Source organism: Sporichthya polymorpha DSM 43042 (assembly GCF_000384115.1).
GTDB classification, from domain to species: domain Bacteria; phylum Actinomycetota; class Actinomycetes; order Sporichthyales; family Sporichthyaceae; genus Sporichthya; species Sporichthya polymorpha.
In genome coordinates this window covers 1,347,197-1,363,645 of record NZ_KB913029.1, presented here as the reverse complement: position 1 = coordinate 1,363,645, position 16,449 = coordinate 1,347,197, and the positions used below count along the sequence as shown (strand labels likewise).

18 protein-coding genes and 2 pseudogenes are annotated in these 16,449 nt (G+C 67.3%); 11 read left to right on the top strand and 9 right to left on the bottom strand.

Annotated elements, in window-relative coordinates; genetic code table 11:
- Window positions 1-5: 5 nt before the first annotated feature.
- The 3 genes from SPOPO_RS0106745 to SPOPO_RS0106735 form a co-directional block, all read right to left on the bottom strand.
- Window positions 6-302, bottom strand: coding sequence for a hypothetical protein (locus SPOPO_RS0106745; RefSeq protein ID WP_019874030.1), 297 nt, complete (start codon window positions 300-302; stop codon window positions 6-8).
- 46 nt (window positions 303-348) lie between these two features.
- Window positions 349-1,404 (bottom strand): C40 family peptidase, encoded by a 1,056-nt coding sequence (locus SPOPO_RS32470; RefSeq protein WP_051098290.1) that lies wholly within the window; start codon window positions 1,402-1,404, stop codon window positions 349-351.
- 126 nt (window positions 1,405-1,530) lie between these two features.
- Entirely contained in the window at window positions 1,531-1,881 is a 351-nt protein-coding gene (locus SPOPO_RS0106735; RefSeq protein ID WP_156869633.1) for a hypothetical protein, read from the bottom strand.
- 368 nt (window positions 1,882-2,249) lie between these two features.
- Between SPOPO_RS0106735 and SPOPO_RS0106730 the strand changes: the two genes are divergently transcribed.
- Together SPOPO_RS0106730 and SPOPO_RS0106725 are read left to right on the top strand one after the other, a co-directional pair.
- Complete coding sequence (locus SPOPO_RS0106730) at window positions 2,250-3,428, top strand: helix-turn-helix domain-containing protein (protein WP_019874027.1); 1,179 nt, start codon at window positions 2,250-2,252, stop codon at window positions 3,426-3,428.
- 13 nt (window positions 3,429-3,441) lie between these two features.
- Complete coding sequence (locus SPOPO_RS0106725; protein WP_019874026.1) at window positions 3,442-4,170, top strand: creatininase family protein; 729 nt, start codon at window positions 3,442-3,444, stop codon at window positions 4,168-4,170.
- 280 nt (window positions 4,171-4,450) lie between these two features.
- On the opposite strand, the pseudogene SPOPO_RS33600 reads toward SPOPO_RS0106725, so the two are convergent.
- From SPOPO_RS33600 to SPOPO_RS0106695, 6 genes and pseudogenes are all read right to left on the bottom strand, one after another.
- Window positions 4,451-4,663 (bottom strand): annotated as a pseudogene (locus SPOPO_RS33600) (transposase); the annotation flags it as partial.
- A gap of 312 nt (window positions 4,664-4,975) precedes the next feature.
- Window positions 4,976-5,365: an amidohydrolase family protein gene (locus tag SPOPO_RS28120; RefSeq protein WP_281168191.1), complete on the bottom strand. Its 390-nt coding sequence runs from the start codon at window positions 5,363-5,365 to the stop codon at window positions 4,976-4,978.
- Window positions 5,366-5,411: 46 nt separating this feature from the next.
- Window positions 5,412-6,275: pseudogene (gene fbiC, locus SPOPO_RS36025) on the bottom strand (7,8-didemethyl-8-hydroxy-5-deazariboflavin synthase); the annotation flags it as partial.
- Window positions 6,276-6,716: 441 nt separating this feature from the next.
- Complete coding sequence (locus SPOPO_RS0106705; protein ID WP_019874022.1) at window positions 6,717-7,856, bottom strand: thiolase family protein; 1,140 nt, start codon at window positions 7,854-7,856, stop codon at window positions 6,717-6,719.
- 71 nt (window positions 7,857-7,927) lie between these two features.
- The gene (locus SPOPO_RS0106700; protein ID WP_211210863.1) at window positions 7,928-8,401 is read right to left on the bottom strand and encodes a MaoC family dehydratase; all 474 of its coding nucleotides are present in this window, start codon (window positions 8,399-8,401) and stop codon (window positions 7,928-7,930) included.
- The gene (locus SPOPO_RS0106695) at window positions 8,398-9,609 is read right to left on the bottom strand and encodes an acyl-CoA dehydrogenase family protein (RefSeq protein ID WP_019874020.1); all 1,212 of its coding nucleotides are present in this window, start codon (window positions 9,607-9,609) and stop codon (window positions 8,398-8,400) included. The genes SPOPO_RS0106700 and SPOPO_RS0106695 overlap by 4 nt, the downstream gene beginning before the upstream one ends.
- A gap of 118 nt (window positions 9,610-9,727) precedes the next feature.
- Between SPOPO_RS0106695 and SPOPO_RS0106690 the strand changes: the two genes are divergently transcribed.
- The 9 genes from SPOPO_RS0106690 to SPOPO_RS0106650 all read left to right on the top strand — a co-directional run bounded on the left by SPOPO_RS0106690 (window position 9,728) and on the right by SPOPO_RS0106650 (window position 16,377).
- The gene (locus SPOPO_RS0106690; RefSeq protein WP_019874019.1) at window positions 9,728-10,468 is read left to right on the top strand and encodes a Phenylacetic acid catabolic protein; all 741 of its coding nucleotides are present in this window, start codon (window positions 9,728-9,730) and stop codon (window positions 10,466-10,468) included.
- Between the two features lie 56 nt (window positions 10,469-10,524).
- Complete coding sequence (locus SPOPO_RS0106685) at window positions 10,525-10,737, top strand: hypothetical protein (protein WP_211210862.1); 213 nt, start codon at window positions 10,525-10,527, stop codon at window positions 10,735-10,737.
- A 28-nt stretch (window positions 10,738-10,765) separates the two neighbouring features.
- Entirely contained in the window at window positions 10,766-11,494 is a 729-nt protein-coding gene (locus tag SPOPO_RS0106680; protein ID WP_019874017.1) for an SDR family NAD(P)-dependent oxidoreductase, read from the top strand.
- 88 nt (window positions 11,495-11,582) lie between these two features.
- Window positions 11,583-11,972, top strand: coding sequence for an FAS1-like dehydratase domain-containing protein (locus SPOPO_RS0106675; protein WP_019874016.1), 390 nt, complete (start codon window positions 11,583-11,585; stop codon window positions 11,970-11,972).
- 2 nt (window positions 11,973-11,974) lie between these two features.
- A complete protein-coding gene (locus tag SPOPO_RS0106670; protein WP_033384935.1) occupies window positions 11,975-12,316 on the top strand; it encodes a MaoC/PaaZ C-terminal domain-containing protein in 342 nt (113 codons plus the stop codon).
- Complete coding sequence (locus tag SPOPO_RS0106665) at window positions 12,313-13,107, top strand: enoyl-CoA hydratase/isomerase family protein (protein ID WP_019874014.1); 795 nt, start codon at window positions 12,313-12,315, stop codon at window positions 13,105-13,107. The genes SPOPO_RS0106670 and SPOPO_RS0106665 overlap by 4 nt, the downstream gene beginning before the upstream one ends.
- 39 nt (window positions 13,108-13,146) lie before the next feature.
- Complete coding sequence (locus SPOPO_RS0106660) at window positions 13,147-14,532, top strand: phenylacetate--CoA ligase family protein (protein WP_019874013.1); 1,386 nt, start codon at window positions 13,147-13,149, stop codon at window positions 14,530-14,532.
- Complete coding sequence (locus SPOPO_RS0106655) at window positions 14,529-14,765, top strand: hypothetical protein (protein ID WP_019874012.1); 237 nt, start codon at window positions 14,529-14,531, stop codon at window positions 14,763-14,765. The genes SPOPO_RS0106660 and SPOPO_RS0106655 overlap by 4 nt, the downstream gene beginning before the upstream one ends.
- 292 nt (window positions 14,766-15,057) lie before the next feature.
- On the top strand, window positions 15,058-16,377 hold the full coding sequence (locus tag SPOPO_RS0106650; protein WP_019874011.1) for a cytochrome P450: 1,320 nt from the start codon (window positions 15,058-15,060) through the stop codon (window positions 16,375-16,377).
- The last annotated feature ends 72 nt before the right edge of the window (window positions 16,378-16,449 follow it).

The window sequence follows — 16,449 nt, the reverse complement described above, 5'->3', positions numbered from 1 at the left end:
CGTCCTCATGCCAGCGCGAAGCCGGTGTTGACGATGGTGACCGCGGACCCGACGACCACGGCACCCAGCACGGAGCAGATCAAGGCGACCTTCCCGCGTTCGGCCCACATCGGGCGTTGGCTGAGCATGCCCAGCGCGATCGCGGCACCGGCGCCGATGGCCGCGAGCACGCATGCGGTGAGCGCGAGGTACATCGCCCAGCTCATCAGGGTGTCGATGGCCTGTCCGCCGGGCATCCCGGAGCGGTCCGGGTCGACGGGCGGTAGCTCCGCGGCGAGCACCGAGAGGTCAGTTGCGATCATGATTTGCTCCTTCGCGCAGGCCCGGGTTCGGGCAAATGACGTGGCATCAGACAGCGTCGGGGAAGTGGGGTGGGGCCCAGCCGAGGTAGTACGCACCCCAGCGCTCCGCGATTTCGGACAGCGGGACGACGGAGATCGCACCGGGACGTAGGACGTCGTTGGACACGACCATCCCCTCGCCCAACGACAGCGCCACATGTCCGGCCGGATCATCGGTGGCCCAGAAGACCAGCGACCCAACCGGAGGCTCGGGGATCGGCGCGTACCGCTGCTCCGCAGTGACCCAGAAGTCAGCGGCGGTCAGGACCCCCGAGGCGCGGTAGCCGTAGGCCTGGGCGACGAAGTTCAGGCACCGTCGCTTCCAGACCGGCGGGCCCTGCGTCATCGCCACCGCCCAGCGCACCGCGTTCTGGCAGGAGCGCGGGTTCCCGCGCGCCAAGGCGAAGCCGCAGCCGGAGCCGACGTCGAGTGCCGGCAGGCAGTCGGCCGCCTGGATCTCCGTCGGGCCGGCCGAGCCGGTCTCATCGGCGGCAACGCTCTGGACCGGCCAGTCCGCGTCGGGGCCGTAGCTGGCCCGGCCCAGCGCGGCGGAGACGAGCTCGTCTGCCGTGCGTTCCCAGCGAGCATAGGCATCCGGGTAAGCGCTGCGCTGCACCGCCTGTACGACCCGAGTCAGGGGTCTGACCTGCCACCGCGGAACCTCGACAAGCCGGTCCAGGAAGGCGTGCGTGGCGTGGACCGGGTCGAGGACCTGGATCGGGGTGCCCCACCCCTGCGAGGGGCGCTGCTGAAACAGGCCGAGGGAATCGGCGTGGCCGTGGCGCAGGTTACGCAGCGAGGATTCCTGCAACGCGGCGGCAAGCGCGAGCACGGCAGCCCGGGCCGGCAGGTCGCGCTGCGCCACCGTGGCCACGATCGCGCGCGCATTGGCGGTCTGTTCGGTGTCGAGACCGGCGAGCCCCGTGCCTGAGGGAGTTTCAGATTCGATCGAGATGCTGCACGCGGGTGCGGCCTCGGCGAGTCCGCCCGCGGCGACAGCGGCTCCGAGCGGCATGGCCACCATCACCGACGTCACCGCCGCTGCGCACAGCGCAACTGTCATGACTCGCCCCCCGACGACTCATCCCCCGCCCGGTCCGCGCTCGGCAGACCGGGTGACGAAGCAGGCCTATCAGGGAATCCGCGACGTTCGCAGCGAAACGGACAAACTCGTCCGAACTCCGACGGCTCAGGCATCGGGCACGCCGCCGTCGGCTCGCGGGATGTAGGCGCAGACCTCGACCCGTTCACCGAGGAACTCGAACGCGACCCGGCACGAGCGCCAGGGATTGCCGCGCTCATCGGTGGCGGTGGAGCCGATGATCGTGCCGCCGAACCGGGCGGCCCAGTCGGCGAGATCGGGCAGGGCATCGACCTCCGGTCGGGTGTGCAGGACGACGCGGGGGCCGCTGGATCGCAAACGGGCGAAGGACAGGCTGGCGTGGAGGTCTCGGTTCTCATCGAGCAGGCGCCAGGCCAATTCGCAGGAGTCGGCAACCGGGCTGGTCGATCCGGGCGTGGTCATCAGCGGGGCGGTCATCATCGGGGCTCTCCTTGGAGGTCGAGGGATCGTCGGTGGGTCGTCGCCGTCGTCGTCGGCGGGAACGCATGCGCGGCTCCCGGTACCGAGCTCCGGTCCGTCGCGGATGGCCCGCCCACCACCGGCGGCTCCGCGGCGCCTCGCTGCGATGTGTGACGGGGCGTTGTGGCGGGCCGGGAATCGGTCGGAATGGCGGGTGGATCCGCACGGTGCCTCCGCTCATCGAGTGCGGCGATGGCCTCGATCTCAAGCCCGGGGTGCGGGTCTGTGGAAGGTGCCGGGGGGTTATCCAATCCGTGGATAACCCCCCGAAATGACCGGTTCGTGCGGCAAGGTGGCGGCCATCGAACCCCCGGGGGAGGGCGGCGATGGCCAAGAACAAGCTGCGAGCGGCGCGGGAGAACCGCGGCTGGTCACAAACCCGCTTGATGCGCGAGCTGACGCGGGCCGCAGGTGAGGTCGGGGTGACGTTGCCAGCCGACGACACGATGAGGACCGCGATCTCGCGGTGGGAGAACGGCCACCGGGTCCCCGAGGAGTTCTACCGCCAGCTGTTCCGAGCAGCGTTCGGGTTGACCGACTTCGACCTCGGGTTCGCCCCGATGGCGTTGCCCAGCCTGGGGCCGCCGGTCGAGGAGTGGCCCTCCGTACAGCCCGACGCGCTGGCTCAGTTCGAGACCATCCTCGCCGGCTACACCGCTCTCGATCATCTGGCCGGACACCGTCCGCTTCTCGTGGCCGTCACCGATCAGGCCGGCTTCCTCGAAGCGCGCGCTCGGTGGGCGAGCGGGGTTCAGCGGGAGGGGTTGCTGCGGCTGGTCGGCCGGTACGCGGAGTTCGCCGGGTGGCTGCACCAGGAGGCCGGGGATCACGACGCCGCAATGGCCTGGACCGACCGGGCTCTGGACGCGGCGCACGAGATCGATGACCTGCGGGCCATGGCGTACGTGCTGCACCGCAAGAGCAACATCGCGACCCAGGCCGGGCGTCCCGGCCGTGGAATCGGTCTGGCCGAGGCGGCCCTCCGCCGCCCGGCCGAGCTGCCGGGCACGTTGCGCGCGGTCGCGCTGCGGCAGCGCGCGAACGCGTTGGCGTTGCTGGGCGAGCGGCAGGACTGCGAGCGCGCGCTCGGGCAGGCGCTGGAAGCCGCCAGCGGGTCGGTCGGGGAAGGCCTAGGGGACCCGGCGGGCTACTGCACCCCGGCCTACGTGCAGTCGGAAGCGGGTGGGTGCTGGATTGTGCTGCGCGCTCCGGCCCGCGCTATCGCCCAGCTCGAGAGCGCTCTGACGCAGTGGCCGGCCGACCAGGAGCGGGACCGGGGCCTGTGCTTGTCCCGGCTCGCGCTGGCGCACGCGGTCGGCGGCGACCTGGACACGGGTGTGGCGGTCGGCCTCGACGCGACCAACGTGGTGCGGCAGGCCCCGTCGGCCCGGTCGATCGACCAGCTGCGTCAGGTGCGTGCCCTGTTGGCCGGGTCGCGTACGGTCAGGGGTGCTCAGAAGTTCGAAGCAGGCCTGGCCGATCTGACCGGCGAGGGCGCGGCATGAGGAGGGCCGGCGGGTGGATCACCTGCTCACCACCGCGACGACCGCGGACGAGCGCCGCCGCGCCGCCCGCATCGCCGTCCTGCCGGTCGGCAGCTTCGAACAACACGGCGATCATCTCCCGCTGATCACCGACACCGTCATCGCGTGCGTGATCGCACGCGAGATCGCCGCCGCGCACGATCTGCTACTGCTCCCGCCGATCACGATCTCCTGCTCCCACGAGCATTCCGCCTGGCCGGGGACGGTCAGCATCAGCGCGCGGACGTTGTACGCGGTGGTCACCGACATCGCCGATTCCGCCGCCCATACTGGCGCTGACAAGTTGCTGATCGTGAACGGGCACGGCGGGAACTACGTCCTCGGCAACGTTGTCCAGGAGGCGAACGTCGACGGGCCGCGGATGGCGCTGTACCCGTCCCGGTACGACTGGGATGCTGCCCGCCGCGAGGCCGGGATGGAGGCCACCAACAGCGAGGACATGCACGGCGGTGAGCTCGAGGTTTCGATCCTGATGCATGCCCATCCCGAGTTGGTGGGCGCCGGGGCCGGCGAGCTGGACCACCTGTCCGAGGACCGCTCGTTGCTTCACACCCTGGGAATGGCCGGTTACACACCACACGGCGTGATTGGCCGGCCGTCTCTCGCCACCGCCGATAAGGGAAAGTCCGCTTTGGAAGCGTTGCTTGCACGTTCGGCCGCGGCGCTCGAACTTCTCACGCCCGGTCGGCCGCAGGCTGGCTGACCGCCGTCGACATCTCTGTGGAGCCAGATGAGTAAGTGCGCGGGAGCTTCGCTGCCCTGTGCGCGGGGGGATGTGAATGTGCCGGTGCGCTCAGCGCGGTGAGGTGGCGGTCCGACTCCGGTGGTGCTGACGTGCCGTCAGCTTGGCCGTTTCCCGCCCACGTCCGCCAGGGTCCGTCAGCGTCCGCGCGTAGCCATGATGGTCCGTCAGGAGCGGCGGCGGTGACCTCGGAGCACACTGGGGGCTGTGTCGTCCGCAGACGTCGACTCCACTCTGGTGCAGGGAACTGCACGTGGGCCAGGGAGCGCTCGCGGAAGGCCTTGAGGTCGGTGTCGAGCTCGCCGCAGATCCGGGACACCTCGCTCCTGGAGATGCCGGTCCCGACCCCGAGGTTCTGGACCAGGTCATCGACCTTGCGGGTGGAGACGCCGTGGACGTAGGCCTCCATCACCACCGCGAACAGCGCCCGGTCGATGCGCCGGCGCCGCGCCATGGCATGTATGGCAAGGTTATCCCGGGCGGTCGGGCCAGGGCGGGCCACCCCGGCCAGGTAGAGCGGCGCGCTGTGATGCACGGACGGCAACGGCACGAACTCGGTGAACCCCCGGTCCGGTCCTGCCGCCAGGTCAGCAGCTTGAGGTACGTGACCCGGTGGGGCAGTGTCGACGTTGCCTTACCTCACAGCCAAGGACGAGCACCAACGGAATACATATGGATACGAGCTGACGTAGTGTCAGATACCTGACCCAACCTTCCATGGTTCGAGGGGATTTCCACGGCTCGTGAAGGCAGAGGCGTCGATCCGTCAGCGACGACGCGACGACGTCTGGGGTGGGAAGAGGTTCGAGGCGTTGCCGGCGAGGATCGCGCCGATGTCGGCGGGCGGCGGACCCGACTGCCGGATGTAGTTGGTACTGCGCGGGTAAGGCTCGAAGTACTCCAACGCGGGATAGTCGCTGCCGAGGAGCAACCGATCTGGTCCCAGAGAACGGCAGGCGGCGTGGAGGGCCACTTCCGAGCTGTGTGACACACTGTCGTAATACAGCAGTCTGGCGACGTCACCGGGGCGCAGTCCGGTGTCCTCGAGGGCGTGCGCGAGCTGGTTGTTCATCCGCTCCAGGTAGATCGGCATCACCCCACCCAGGTGCGGCACGATCATGGGGACCCGCGGGTATCTGAGCGGCAGCCGCCGCACCACGAGCTGGGCGGCAATCGTGGAGTCCTCCAGTAGTGCACCCAGGGGCCGGCAGCTTGCCCTTGGTCAGCACCCAGCGGACCTCGTCGTCGAGGATCTCCGCGGCGGTGCCGGGAATGCTGCCCAGACCGCCGGTTGAGCTTCCGTCAGCCACTCGCGGATCGAGACCCCGGTGCCGGGTCGCGCCGCGCCGTTGACGATCTCCATCGGGCTGAAGGCATGGACGTGCATGCCGGGACGCGCCGCTTGTCCTCCCGGGCCAGGTCGAAGTACGCCGTGCCGGGCGGGTCCGGGTCGATGCCGCCCTGCATGCACACCTCGGTTGCTCCGAGCTTCCACGCCTGCACCGCGCGGTCACCGACCTGTTTCACGGACAGGGTGTAGGCGTCGGCGTCGGTACGCCGCTGGGGGAACGCGCAGAACCGTCAGCCGGTGTAGCAGACGTTGGTGAAGTTGATGTTCCGGTTCACCACGTAGGTGACCGCATCACCGACGACGTCGCGGCGGATGGCGTCGGCCAGCGCGACCAGGGCCGCGAGCTCGGGATCGTCGCTGGCCATCAGCGCCAGGGCCTGAGCATTCGTCAGGTTCGCGGGGTCGGACTCCGCCGCCCGCAGCGCCGCGGCCACCTCGCCGTCCAGACGCGCCGAGACCGGACCGGTCCGTCCGGCGATGCGCACGGCCTGCTCGCGCACGCTGTCCCAGTCTCCGTAGGCGGCGTCGATGTCCGAGCGGGCCTCGGTGCGCCGGCCCTCGCCGTCGATGGCCGCGTGCAGGTGGAAGCGCCCGGTCCCCTCGATCCGGGTGCCCCACTGCGGGTCGGGCTCCTGCCACGGCAACCCGGTCGGGATGACGCTCGGCCGGGCCGGGCCAGGCCCGTGCCGGGATCGGCGAGCGCCTCGGTGCCGGGCGCACCCGGGGGTCAACCCGCAACCGGGCCAGCTCCTGGCGATCCGACTCGCAGAGCTCGGGCTCCTCGACCTCGCCGCGAGGCTTGCGGTTCCGGCTGATCCAGTTGCCCAACGTGCCTTCGTTGACCTTGGGGTCAAGTCCCGAGCTCGCGGGCCACCTCGGCGACGGGCCGGCCGCTCTCGCGCACCATCTCTACCGCCGCGTCACGAACTCCGGCGGGTACTTCGCTGGACGCCCCATCGGCTACTCCTCTCCTGGGCCAAAGCCCAAGATCAAAGTGTCCACGCAACCGGGTCAGCTCCACCGCGCGGCCGATCCGGCCGCCCTGCAGCACGACTGTGATGAATCCCGTGTCCGCTGAACCGGGTCAGCTCCAGGACGATCAACGACGTCGTTCCGATTCGGCGCTTGAAGAGCAGCGGCTGCGGATTTGCCATCCTCACAACAGTTCCAGAATGGTCGCGTTTGCCTGGCCTCCACCCTCACACATGGTCTGGAGGCCATACCGGATGTTCTCGTCGCGCATGTGGTGCACAAGGGTCGTCATCAGGCGGGCCCCTGAACCGCCGAGGGGATGACCCAAGGCGATCGCGCCTCCGAGCGGATTGAGCAGGGCCGGGTCTGCACCGATGTCCTTCAGCCATGCGAGTGGCACCGAGGCGAACGCTTCGTTGACTTCGAACGCGCCGATGTCCGTGAGTTGAAGGCCCGACTTTGCCAGCGCCTTCTCCGTGGCCGGCATTGGTGCGTGGAGCATCGGCATTGGAGAAAGGGCCGCCAGAACTGCGGTGTGGATCCGGGCCAGGGGGCGGAGTCCGAGACGCTCGGCGTTCTCGGAGCTGGTGATGAGGAGGGCGGCCGCTCCGTCGGAGATCTGGGAGGAGTTCGCCGCCGTGATGCACCCATCGGGTCGGAATGCCGGTGCGAGCGTGGCGAGCTTCGTGACGGTGCTGCCGCGTCGGATCCCCTCGTCGATGCTGATCAGGCCTTCCACTGTCGGAACCGGAACGATCTGGTCTTGGAATCGGCCCTCGTCGGTGGCACGCGCCGCCTTCTCATGGGACTCGAGCGAGAACTCGTCGAGTTGGGCCCGTGACAGTCCCCAGCGGTCGGCGATCTCCTCGGCACCGATTCCCTGGTTCGGGAACTCGACTCCGTAACGCTCGATGTACCTCTGCCCGAGTGGGTTGGCGATCATCGTCGAGCCCATGGGGACTCGGGTCATCGACTCAACTCCGCCGGCAACCACCATGTCGTAGTGTCCGGCGATGACACCCGCGGCGGCGAAGTGCACCGCCTGTTGCGAGGATCCGCACTGTCGATCCACGGTCGTGCCCGGTACTGACTCCGGCCAGCCCGCCGATAGCGCCGCAGTGCGGGCGAGGTCGAAGGTCTGCTCGCCGACCTGGTTTACGCACCCCCAGATCACGTCGTCCACGATGGCCGGGTCGATGCCGCTGCGCTGCGTCAGGGCGATCAGGACCTGAGCCGATAGGTCGGCGGGGTGAACACTCGCGAGCCCACCGTTCCGCTTGCCGATGGGTGTCCGTACTGCCTCGACGATCACGGCGTCGCGCATGATTTCTCCCAGGGTTCAGACGAACGGTTGAAGAGGTGAGGTGAAGGCCAAGGGTTCGAAGGACGAAGGGGTCAGGTCAGGTAGCGGTAAAGAACGCGCGCGACGCACGCCGGTTTTGCGCTGCCCTCAAGCTCGAGGATCACGTCGCTCGCGAGATGGATACCGCGCGCCACCGGCTCGGCGTGGGCGATCGTTCCGGTGAGACGGACGCGGGCCGGTAGCAGCACTGGCGCCGGAAAACGGACTCGCTCCATCCCGTAGTTGACGATCATGCTCTGGTCGTGAACTACGAGCACTTCGCTGAAGAGAGGAGTAATGAGTCCCACGCTCATGTACCCGTGGGCGATCGTCGTGCCGAATGGTCCCTTGGCGGCCCGTTCAGGGTCGACGTGGATCCACTGCCGGTCGGCCGTCGCGTCGGCGAAGGCATCCACCGCACTCTGCTCTACGGTGTACCAGGACGAGGGACCGAGGCCAAAGCCGATGTGGTCAAGGAGTTCCTGGGGCCGGTCGAGAATCAACCGACCCGGCGGGTCGGTGTTCAAATGCCGGCCATTTGTTGCGCGATCTCCAGGCGGGCCACGGTGAGGATGTGCACCTCGTCAGGACCGTCGACGATGCGCAGCGTTCGGGCGTGGGCGTAGTGGTGCGCCAACGGCGTGTCCTGGGACAGTCCGGCGGCGCCGAACGTCTGCATGGCGCGGTCGATCACCCGAAGGGCGGCTCGCGGTACTGCCACCTTGATCATGCTGATTTCCTTGCGCGCAGCTTTCGCGCCTACCTGGTCGATCAGCCACGCCGCGTGGAGGGTCAGCAGGCGGCTCTGGTCGATGTCCATCCTGGACTCGGCGATGTAGGAACGGATTAGGTCGCGGTCGATGAGCGAGGCCCCGAACGTCTGACGCTCCGCGGCGCGGCGGATCATCAGTTCGAGGGCGCGCTCGGATTGGCCCACGGCACGCATGCAGTGATGGATGCGGCCCGGCCCGAGCCTGCCCTGTGCGATGCGGAAGCCATCGCCCTCTTGCTGCAGCAGGTTGGAGGCCGGCACTCGTACGTCCTCGAACACGATCTCTGCGTGGCCGTCGCCTTCGTCATAGCCGAAGACACTGAGCGTTCGTTCGATCCGGATGCCAGGTCGGTCAAGCTCGACCAGCATCATGGAATGCCGCCGATGCTGAGGTGCCTCCGGGTCGCTGATCCCCATGAAGATCCCGATGGCGGAGTGCGGCCGGGGGCCGTTCGTGATCCACCACTTCCGGCCGTTCAGGACGTACTCGTCTCCGTCGCGGCGGATCGTGGCGCCCATATTGGTGGCGTCCGAGCTCGCCACTGCCGGCTCCGTCATGAGAAAACAGCTGCGGATCTCGCCTGCCAGCAGGGGCCGGAGCCAGCGCTCCTGCTGGTCGGGTGTGCCGAACATGGAAAGCACCTCCATGTTGCCCGTGTCCGGCGCGTTGCAGTTGAACACCTCGGGCGCGATCAGGCTGCGGCCCATCAGCTCCGCCAACGGTGCGTACTCGGCGTTCGACAGGCCAGGGCCCCATGCCGGATCCGGCATGAAGAGATTCCATAGTCCGGCGGCCTTCGCGTCGTGCTTGAGCTCCGCGATTACAGGCGGCTCGTGATGGCGGGTTGGGAGGGCGTTGAGCTGCTGTCGGTAGATGGCCTCGGCGGGGAGCACTCGCTCGTGCAAGAAAGCACGCACCTGTCCCTGCAGGTCACGGCTGCGCTCGGTATTTGAGAAGTCCACGGAGCTCCTTGTCGTCAAGGCATTATTTCATCCGACTGGAAGGTTGACAATATGCCGTGGGGGGTGGAGCCTGAGTGTGACGGTGTGGCTTGGTCAAACGCGGTGGAAGGGGACGGCTGTGACGCTGACGGTGGAGTCTGGGGTTGCCCCGGCGCAGGGGCGGGTGTACGCCGAGGGTGATCCGGAGATGCCGGCGGAGTTCCGTGAGCTGCTGGTGCGGATGTTGAGCCATCACCTGGAGAACTCGACGAATCCGCAGTACACGGCGTTGCTGAACCAGCTGTGGGAGCGGGGGATGACCCTGATCCCGGATCAGCGGTTGAAGGTGACGTTCGCGAAGTTGATGCAGCAGGAGGTCGAGCACGGGGCGATCACGGCGCGGATTCTGGAGGGTCTGGGGGTGGGCCCGATTGATGCGCCGATTCAGCAGTATTTTTTCCACCTGCCGATCGAGTCCTTCTGTGATCTGGCGTTCTTCAATGGCGTTGGGGACCGGGTGGGCTGTTACATCGGGGAGACCTGGGAGGGGGTGCCGTACCGGCCGTTGCTGGAGGTGGCGGACCGGCTGCACAAGGACGAGGTCTTCCACGCGACGTTCGGGATGAACAACTTGCGCCGGATCGTGGCCACGCCGGAGGGGTTGGCGGAGGCGAATGAGAGGATCAAGATCTGGTGGCCTGCCGCGCTGGACATGTTCGGTCGGTCGGACTCGTCCTTCTCCGACGCGTATGTGCGTTGGGGCTTGCGCAAGAAGAACAACGCTGAGCTGCGCGAGCAGTACATCGCCGATACCCGGCCGATGCTGGACAAGCTCGGCATCACCGTGCCGGATGACACCGCCAACCGGCGCTACCTCTGATGGTGGCTGCGCGGCTCGGGTCGTGGGCGGTCGAGGTCACGCGGCCCCATCCGCGAATGACGCTGTTCGACGTGAGCCTGTCCGACTATCGCGAGTTCTTCGCGGTGGCTGAAGGGGAGCATTCGCTGACGATCGTCATGCATGAACCGGACGCGATCTACAAAGAGGCGCAGGTCTTCGTCTTCCCGAAGCCCTATGGGTGGCGCGACGACCTTGACGATGACGAGGCCCTCCAGCAGGTGTGGCAGGCGGTCGGGGTCGTTCGATGAGCCCCGCGCATCCTTGCGCGATGCCGTTATGACTCGGACGGCACTGGTCACCGGCGGATCCCGCGGCATCGGGGCCGCCGTGGTGTGCCAGCTCGTCGCGCGCGGGATCGATGTCGCCTTCACCTACCGCGGTGCGCTTGATGCGGCAGAGAAGGTGCTTGCCGATTGCGAAGGCGCCCCAGGCCGCGCGACCGCCTTCCACTACGACCTGCTGGAGTCTGACCCGCAGGAGCTTGTCCGCTCGACCGCCGTGTGGGGGGGTGGACTGGACGCCCTCGTCCTCAACGCCGGGGTTTGGGCCGGCGGGCGGTTGACCGAGATGGACCCAGTCGATTGGTGGGCGGTCATTGAGGCGAATCTGCGCGGAGCCGGGCGGCTTGCCGCTGCCGCCGTGCCGATCCTCAACGCCCGCGAAGGTAGCTCGATCACCTTCGTCTCCTCCGCGGTCGCGTTGATCGGGTTTCCCGGTGACACCGCCTACGCGTCGGCGAAATCCGCGATGGTGGGGCTGGCCCGCTCACTGGCGAAGGAAGTGGGCCGGGAAGGCACGCGGGCGAATGTCCTGGCACCGGGCTTCGTTGAGACCGACATGACCGCGCAGATCCCCGATCGCAGTCGGGCGGGGATCCTGCACGCTACGCAGCTGCGCCGTTTCGGCACCGCCGACGAGATTGCGCAGGCCGCGGTGTTCCTCGCCATTGACGCGACCTATTGCACGGGTGCCGTGCTCACCGTGGACGGGGGCTGGTCATTGTGAGTACGTCTGCGCCGCCCGAGAAGAGAATCATGCCGCGGCGCCCGGCCGTGGTCATCATCCCTAGTGGGAGAGACATGAGGGACCGAACATGAGAGTCGATGCCGCCGGCACACTTGTTTATGAGGGTGAGGAGATCGTGTCGGCCACGCAGCTGCGTAAGTTGGCCGAGGCGATCGATACACCTGCTGCCACGGAGACCGCGACCCTAGTCCCGTGGTTCGGCCCCACGGTCGCCGGTGAGAAGCAGTTCGTCGAAGCATTGGACCTAGATCTGTCCCGCGCTCTTCTCGCGGGTCTCAGCTACGAGTGGGTGCGGCCCTTCGTAGCCGACGAATCGGTCGCCGTCCGCGTCCTGATCGCGAAAGTCTTCGACAAGGGCACAAACCGGTTCGGGGTGGTGGTCACCGAATTCAGCGACAAGTCAGGACAGCTGATTCACCGTCAGAACGCCACCTTCATTGAGTCGATCGGAGCCTGACGATGCCATTGGAATCTCGGACAACGGCTCCGATCAGCCGCCTCCAGATCGCGCGCTACGCCTGTGCGGTCGGCGACTTCAACCCCGTGCACGTGGACGAGGCCTTCGCGGCTAAACGCGGACTGCCGTCGGTGATCGCGCACGGTCCGCTCACCGCCTCCCTGATCCTCGACCTGATCGCGGACCAGGTGGGGCCCGACGCCATCCGAAAGTTTGACGTGCGCCTGGCGGCGCCGGTCTTTCCCGACGACGAGCTCACGGTCGACTTTGGCGGCGAGGGCATCATCGTGCGCAAGGCCGACGGCAGCGTGGCGGCGAAAGTGACCCTGGAGGTGGCCGAGTGACGACCTACCAGCACTTGCTCGAAGAAGATCTGGACAAGACGATCCGCATCCTCACCCTCAACCGTCCCGAGCGGCTGAACGCCTGGAACACCGCGATGCGCGCCGAGTTGCGGGACGCGGTCGAGCGCGCATCGGAGGATCCCGACCTGCGGGTGCTGATCCTTACCGGCGCCGGCCGGGCGTTCTCCGCCGGCGAGGACGTCAGTGACATGCCCGAACTCGCCGCGATCGGGACGCGGGGCTTCCGTTCAGTCGCACGGCGGATCCACGACGTGTTCGACACCATCGAGGCGATGGAGATCCCGGTCATCGCTGCTATCGACGGTGTCGCCGCCGGCGGCGGCTTCGAACTCGCCTTGTCCTGCGACTTCCGAGTGCTCGGAGAGAGCTCGCGGCTGGTGATGCCAGAGGCGAAGGTCGGCCTGATCCCGGGCTCGGGTGGCTGCTCACGGCTCGTCCGCTACGTCGGGCTGGGTCGCGCCAAAGAGCTGGTGATGCTCGGCGCCAACCTTGACGCGGCGGGAGCCACTGCCGCCGGGCTGGCGACCCGCGTCGTAGCTGGTGGGCAGGCACGCGAGGCCGCCATCTCCCTGGCGCAGGACCTCGTCGCGCGCGCGCCCCTCGCCATCGGCATGGCCAAGTTAGTGCTGAACACCTGCACGGACGTCGACAGTGAGACCGGTCGTCGGCTGGAACGCCTGGGACAGAGCGTGCTCAAGACCACGAACGACCACCGAGAGGGCGCGTCCGCGTTCATCGAGAAGCGGGCCCCGCAATGGAGCGCCACCTGATCTGCCCCGTCCGCCCGACCTTCAGGTGTGGAGAATACAGTGATCGAATCCCCGCAAGGCGATGACCGGTACTGGAACAAGCTGACCCAGACGGCGCCGCGAGAAGTGTTGGACGCACACCATCTCGGCCGTCTGCGCCGCATGGTGGGCTGGGCCTATGAGAACTCCCCGCTGCATCGACGGCTCTATGACGAGGCGGGCATCAAACCGGCCGACATCCGCACCTGGGATGATTACCACTACCGTCTTCCGTTCACGGACAAGCCCGATTACCTCCGCGATCAGGAAGAACACCCGTCCGGTTTCGGGGGGACGGCCCTGGGCCCGGACCGTTGGCAGCAGTACTTCCACACGACGGGCACGACGGGGCGCTTCCTCAACGAGACCTTCACCGAGTACGAGATGCAGAAGGCGGGGACCCAGTACTGCTACGCGCTCTGGGACTATGGAGTGCGGCGCGGTGACTCCATGTACTTCTGCTTCAACTGGGGCAGTTGGATCGGTCTCTGGAGCTTCTACTGGGGTGCGCGTACCCTCGGGCTCCGCGTCATCTCAGGCGGTGGGAGCAGCACTCTGGAGCGAGTCGAGCAGATCGTCAAGTACAAACCCACCATCGTCGTCGCGACCCCAACCTACTTGCTGCATCTCACCGAGGTCGCGGAGGCGAACGGCATCGATCTGCGGTCGGCCGGCGTTCCCATGGTCGCCGGCGGAGGAGAGGCGGGCCTCTCGATCACCGCTACCCGCGAGCGAGTGTCCGAGGCCTGGAACGTCGGGGATCGAGTGATGGATGCCTACGGTGTCGGGGAAGCCCTGTCGATCGCCCAGTCCTGTCGCGAGTGGGGTGGCGGGGTCCATGTGATCGAAGACAACATCCACTCCTACATCGTGGACCCCGAGAGTGGCGAGCCCCTTGCCGATGGTGAGGTGGGCGAGCACGTGATCACCAGCTTCTCCCGCTTCAGTCAGCCCTTCATCAAGTACCGCACGCACGACCTCGTGCGAATGGACCGGAACCCGGACCACGGCTGCGGATGGACGTTTGCCCACCTGCCCGGGGTGGTGCTGGGCCGCGCGGACTTCATGGTCACGATTCGCGGCGTCAACGTGTACCCCACCGCGGTGGAGAACCTCCTGGGGGAGGTGAGCGGCCTGTCCAACCATTACGAATTGCACATCACGCGGGAGGCCGGCTTCGACCGCATGCTGGTGAAAGTGGAGAAGGACGGGGCGTCGCCGCGGGCGGCGCAGGAACTGGACAGCGAATTGAGCGAGCTCCTCCGGAAGTCGATCGGGGTCCGGCTGGAGACGGAGATTCTGGCCCCCGATGCTCTACCGCGGTACGAGCTCAAAACGAAGCGGGTGTTCGACCACCGAGCCGCCGAGGAGCGTCCCGCGGCCAACCTGGGAGGAGCGACGCGGTGACGGCAAGTGGCGACGTGTCATTCGGTGCGGACGGCCAACTGACCCGGCTGCTCGACGTTCGTGAGGCACTGCGATCTGAACAGCAGGCCGCTACAAGCCCGGGTGTAGCCCGAGCTCTCGAGACCGCCGACTACTACCTGTTCATCGCCTTGAGTTATCTCGGCTACGTCGACCATCTCTTCCCGGAGCAAGACAGGGCTTTTAAGCCACTGACGGCAGAGGGGGCGTCGTAGCCCGGCTGCGGGCCTGGCTCCGACCGCTCGGTCGACCCCGGGGCCAGCGCCACGTACGCCTCGACCGCTCTCGTCTACCTGCTGTCGGAAGCTGCTGATGCAGGCAGACCGGCGCACACAGCGCCCGCCCTCGGCCTGATGCGCGTAACGCGTTGGAAAAGCCCGCACCGCCCCGATTGACATGATGAAAATCACCAACCATGCTACCTTCCAGTCGGTAGAACAAATTCTTCATGGGCGTGCCGCGCTCGATGTGGCCGCACCAGACCGCCCCCAACCGTGAAGGAACACGATGACAACCAACGCCGCTTCTCCGCTTGCGGAAGCCGCCGCGGCCGCGGGCTGCCCGTTCCGCCCGGATTTCGATCCGTTCGACGACCCGTATCTGTCCGATCCCTACAGCTGGCTTGCGGAAGCTCGAAGCCAGAGCCCCATCTTCTACAGCCCGGAGATCGACTACTTCGTGGTCACGCGCTACGAGGACATCCGGAATATCTTCCGGAACCCCGAGGTCTTCTCGCCTTCCCCGACCACCGAGCCAATGACCCCCCCGTGGCCCTCCACGATGGAGGAGTTCGCCAAGTGGGGCCGCGCCATCCAGTACGTGACCGGCCCGACGCTGGTGAACGAGGACGAGCCGGAACACATGATGCGGCGCCGGCGGATCACGCCACCGTTCCTGCCGAAAACGGTGGCGCTCCTGGAGGAGCATGTCCGCGAGTACACGACCGACTACATCGACCGTTTCGTCAAGCGCGGGCACGCCGATCTCGTGGACGACTTCGTCTGGGAGATCCCGGTACGCGTGCTGTTCCGGCTCATGGGGGTGCCGGACGAAGACGCGCACTACGTCAAAGAGTTCACGGCGGAGCGGGCGCTGTTCAGCTGGGGTCGCCCGAGTGAAGAAGTGCAGAACCGGATGGCCGGCGAGGTCGGAGCGTTCGCCCAATACTGCGAGCGCCACATCGCTCGCCTTCGCGAGAAGTTGGGCGACGACGTCACCAGCACCCTCATCCGCTTCAGCGACGAGGATCCGGAACTGTTCCCGGAACTCATGGTGCACAGCTACCTGCTGAACTTCATGTTCGCCGGGCATGAAACCACCACCTCAGGTTCCGCCAGCGGCTTCATCAACCTGTTGCAAGACCGAAAGCAATGGCAAATGGTGTGCGAAGACCGCTCGCTGATCCCCAACGCGATCGAGGAGATCCTCCGGTTCAATCCGCCGATCAACGCCTGGCACCGCCGCGCGCTGAAGGCCACCCAGGTCGGCGACATCGCCATTCCCGAGGGGGCGCGGCTGCTCCTTGTGATCGGATCCGCCAACCGGGACCCGGATCGCTTTCCCGACCCCGACCGATTCGACATCACTCGGCCCGACGCCAAATTCCACCTATCCTTCGGCGTCGGAAATCACACGTGCCTCGGTGCCCCGGTGGCCCGCCTCGAGATGCGTGTCTTCCTGGAAGAGTTGACCCGTCGGCTCCCACACCTGGAGCTGGTGCCCGACCAACAGTTCGAGTTCAGCCCGAACGCCAGCTTCCGCGGTCCGCGGCATGTGCTGGCCACCTGGGATCCCTCCCAGAACCCCCTTCCCCAAGACCGCCCGTAACACCGCAGGCGGCGCGCCCGCCGCCGATGCGGCAGCCTCACGCCCTCACGGCCCGATCAGGAGAAGTCATGC

Excerpts from the sequence above, each read along its gene's own strand:
- SPOPO_RS0106735 (WP_156869633.1), bottom strand. The coding sequence starts at position 1,881 with ATGACCGCCCCGCTGATGACCACGCCCGGATCGACCAGCCCGGTTGCC.
- SPOPO_RS0106745 (WP_019874030.1), bottom strand. The coding sequence starts at position 302 with ATGATCGCAACTGACCTCTCGGTGCTCGCCGCGGAGCTACCGCCCGTC.
- SPOPO_RS0106675 (WP_019874016.1), top strand. The coding sequence starts at position 11,583 with ATGAGAGTCGATGCCGCCGGCACACTTGTTTATGAGGGTGAGGAGATC.
- SPOPO_RS0106705 (WP_019874022.1), bottom strand. The coding sequence starts at position 7,856 with ATGCGCGACGCCGTGATCGTCGAGGCAGTACGGACACCCATCGGCAAG.
- SPOPO_RS0106730 (WP_019874027.1), top strand. The coding sequence starts at position 2,250 with ATGGCCAAGAACAAGCTGCGAGCGGCGCGGGAGAACCGCGGCTGGTCA.
- SPOPO_RS0106670 (WP_033384935.1), top strand. The coding sequence starts at position 11,975 with ATGCCATTGGAATCTCGGACAACGGCTCCGATCAGCCGCCTCCAGATC.
- SPOPO_RS0106650 (WP_019874011.1), top strand. The coding sequence starts at position 15,058 with ATGACAACCAACGCCGCTTCTCCGCTTGCGGAAGCCGCCGCGGCCGCG.
- SPOPO_RS0106680 (WP_019874017.1), top strand. The coding sequence starts at position 10,766 with ATGACTCGGACGGCACTGGTCACCGGCGGATCCCGCGGCATCGGGGCC.
- SPOPO_RS32470 (WP_051098290.1), bottom strand. The coding sequence starts at position 1,404 with ATGACAGTTGCGCTGTGCGCAGCGGCGGTGACGTCGGTGATGGTGGCC.
- SPOPO_RS0106685 (WP_211210862.1), top strand. The coding sequence starts at position 10,525 with ATGACGCTGTTCGACGTGAGCCTGTCCGACTATCGCGAGTTCTTCGCG.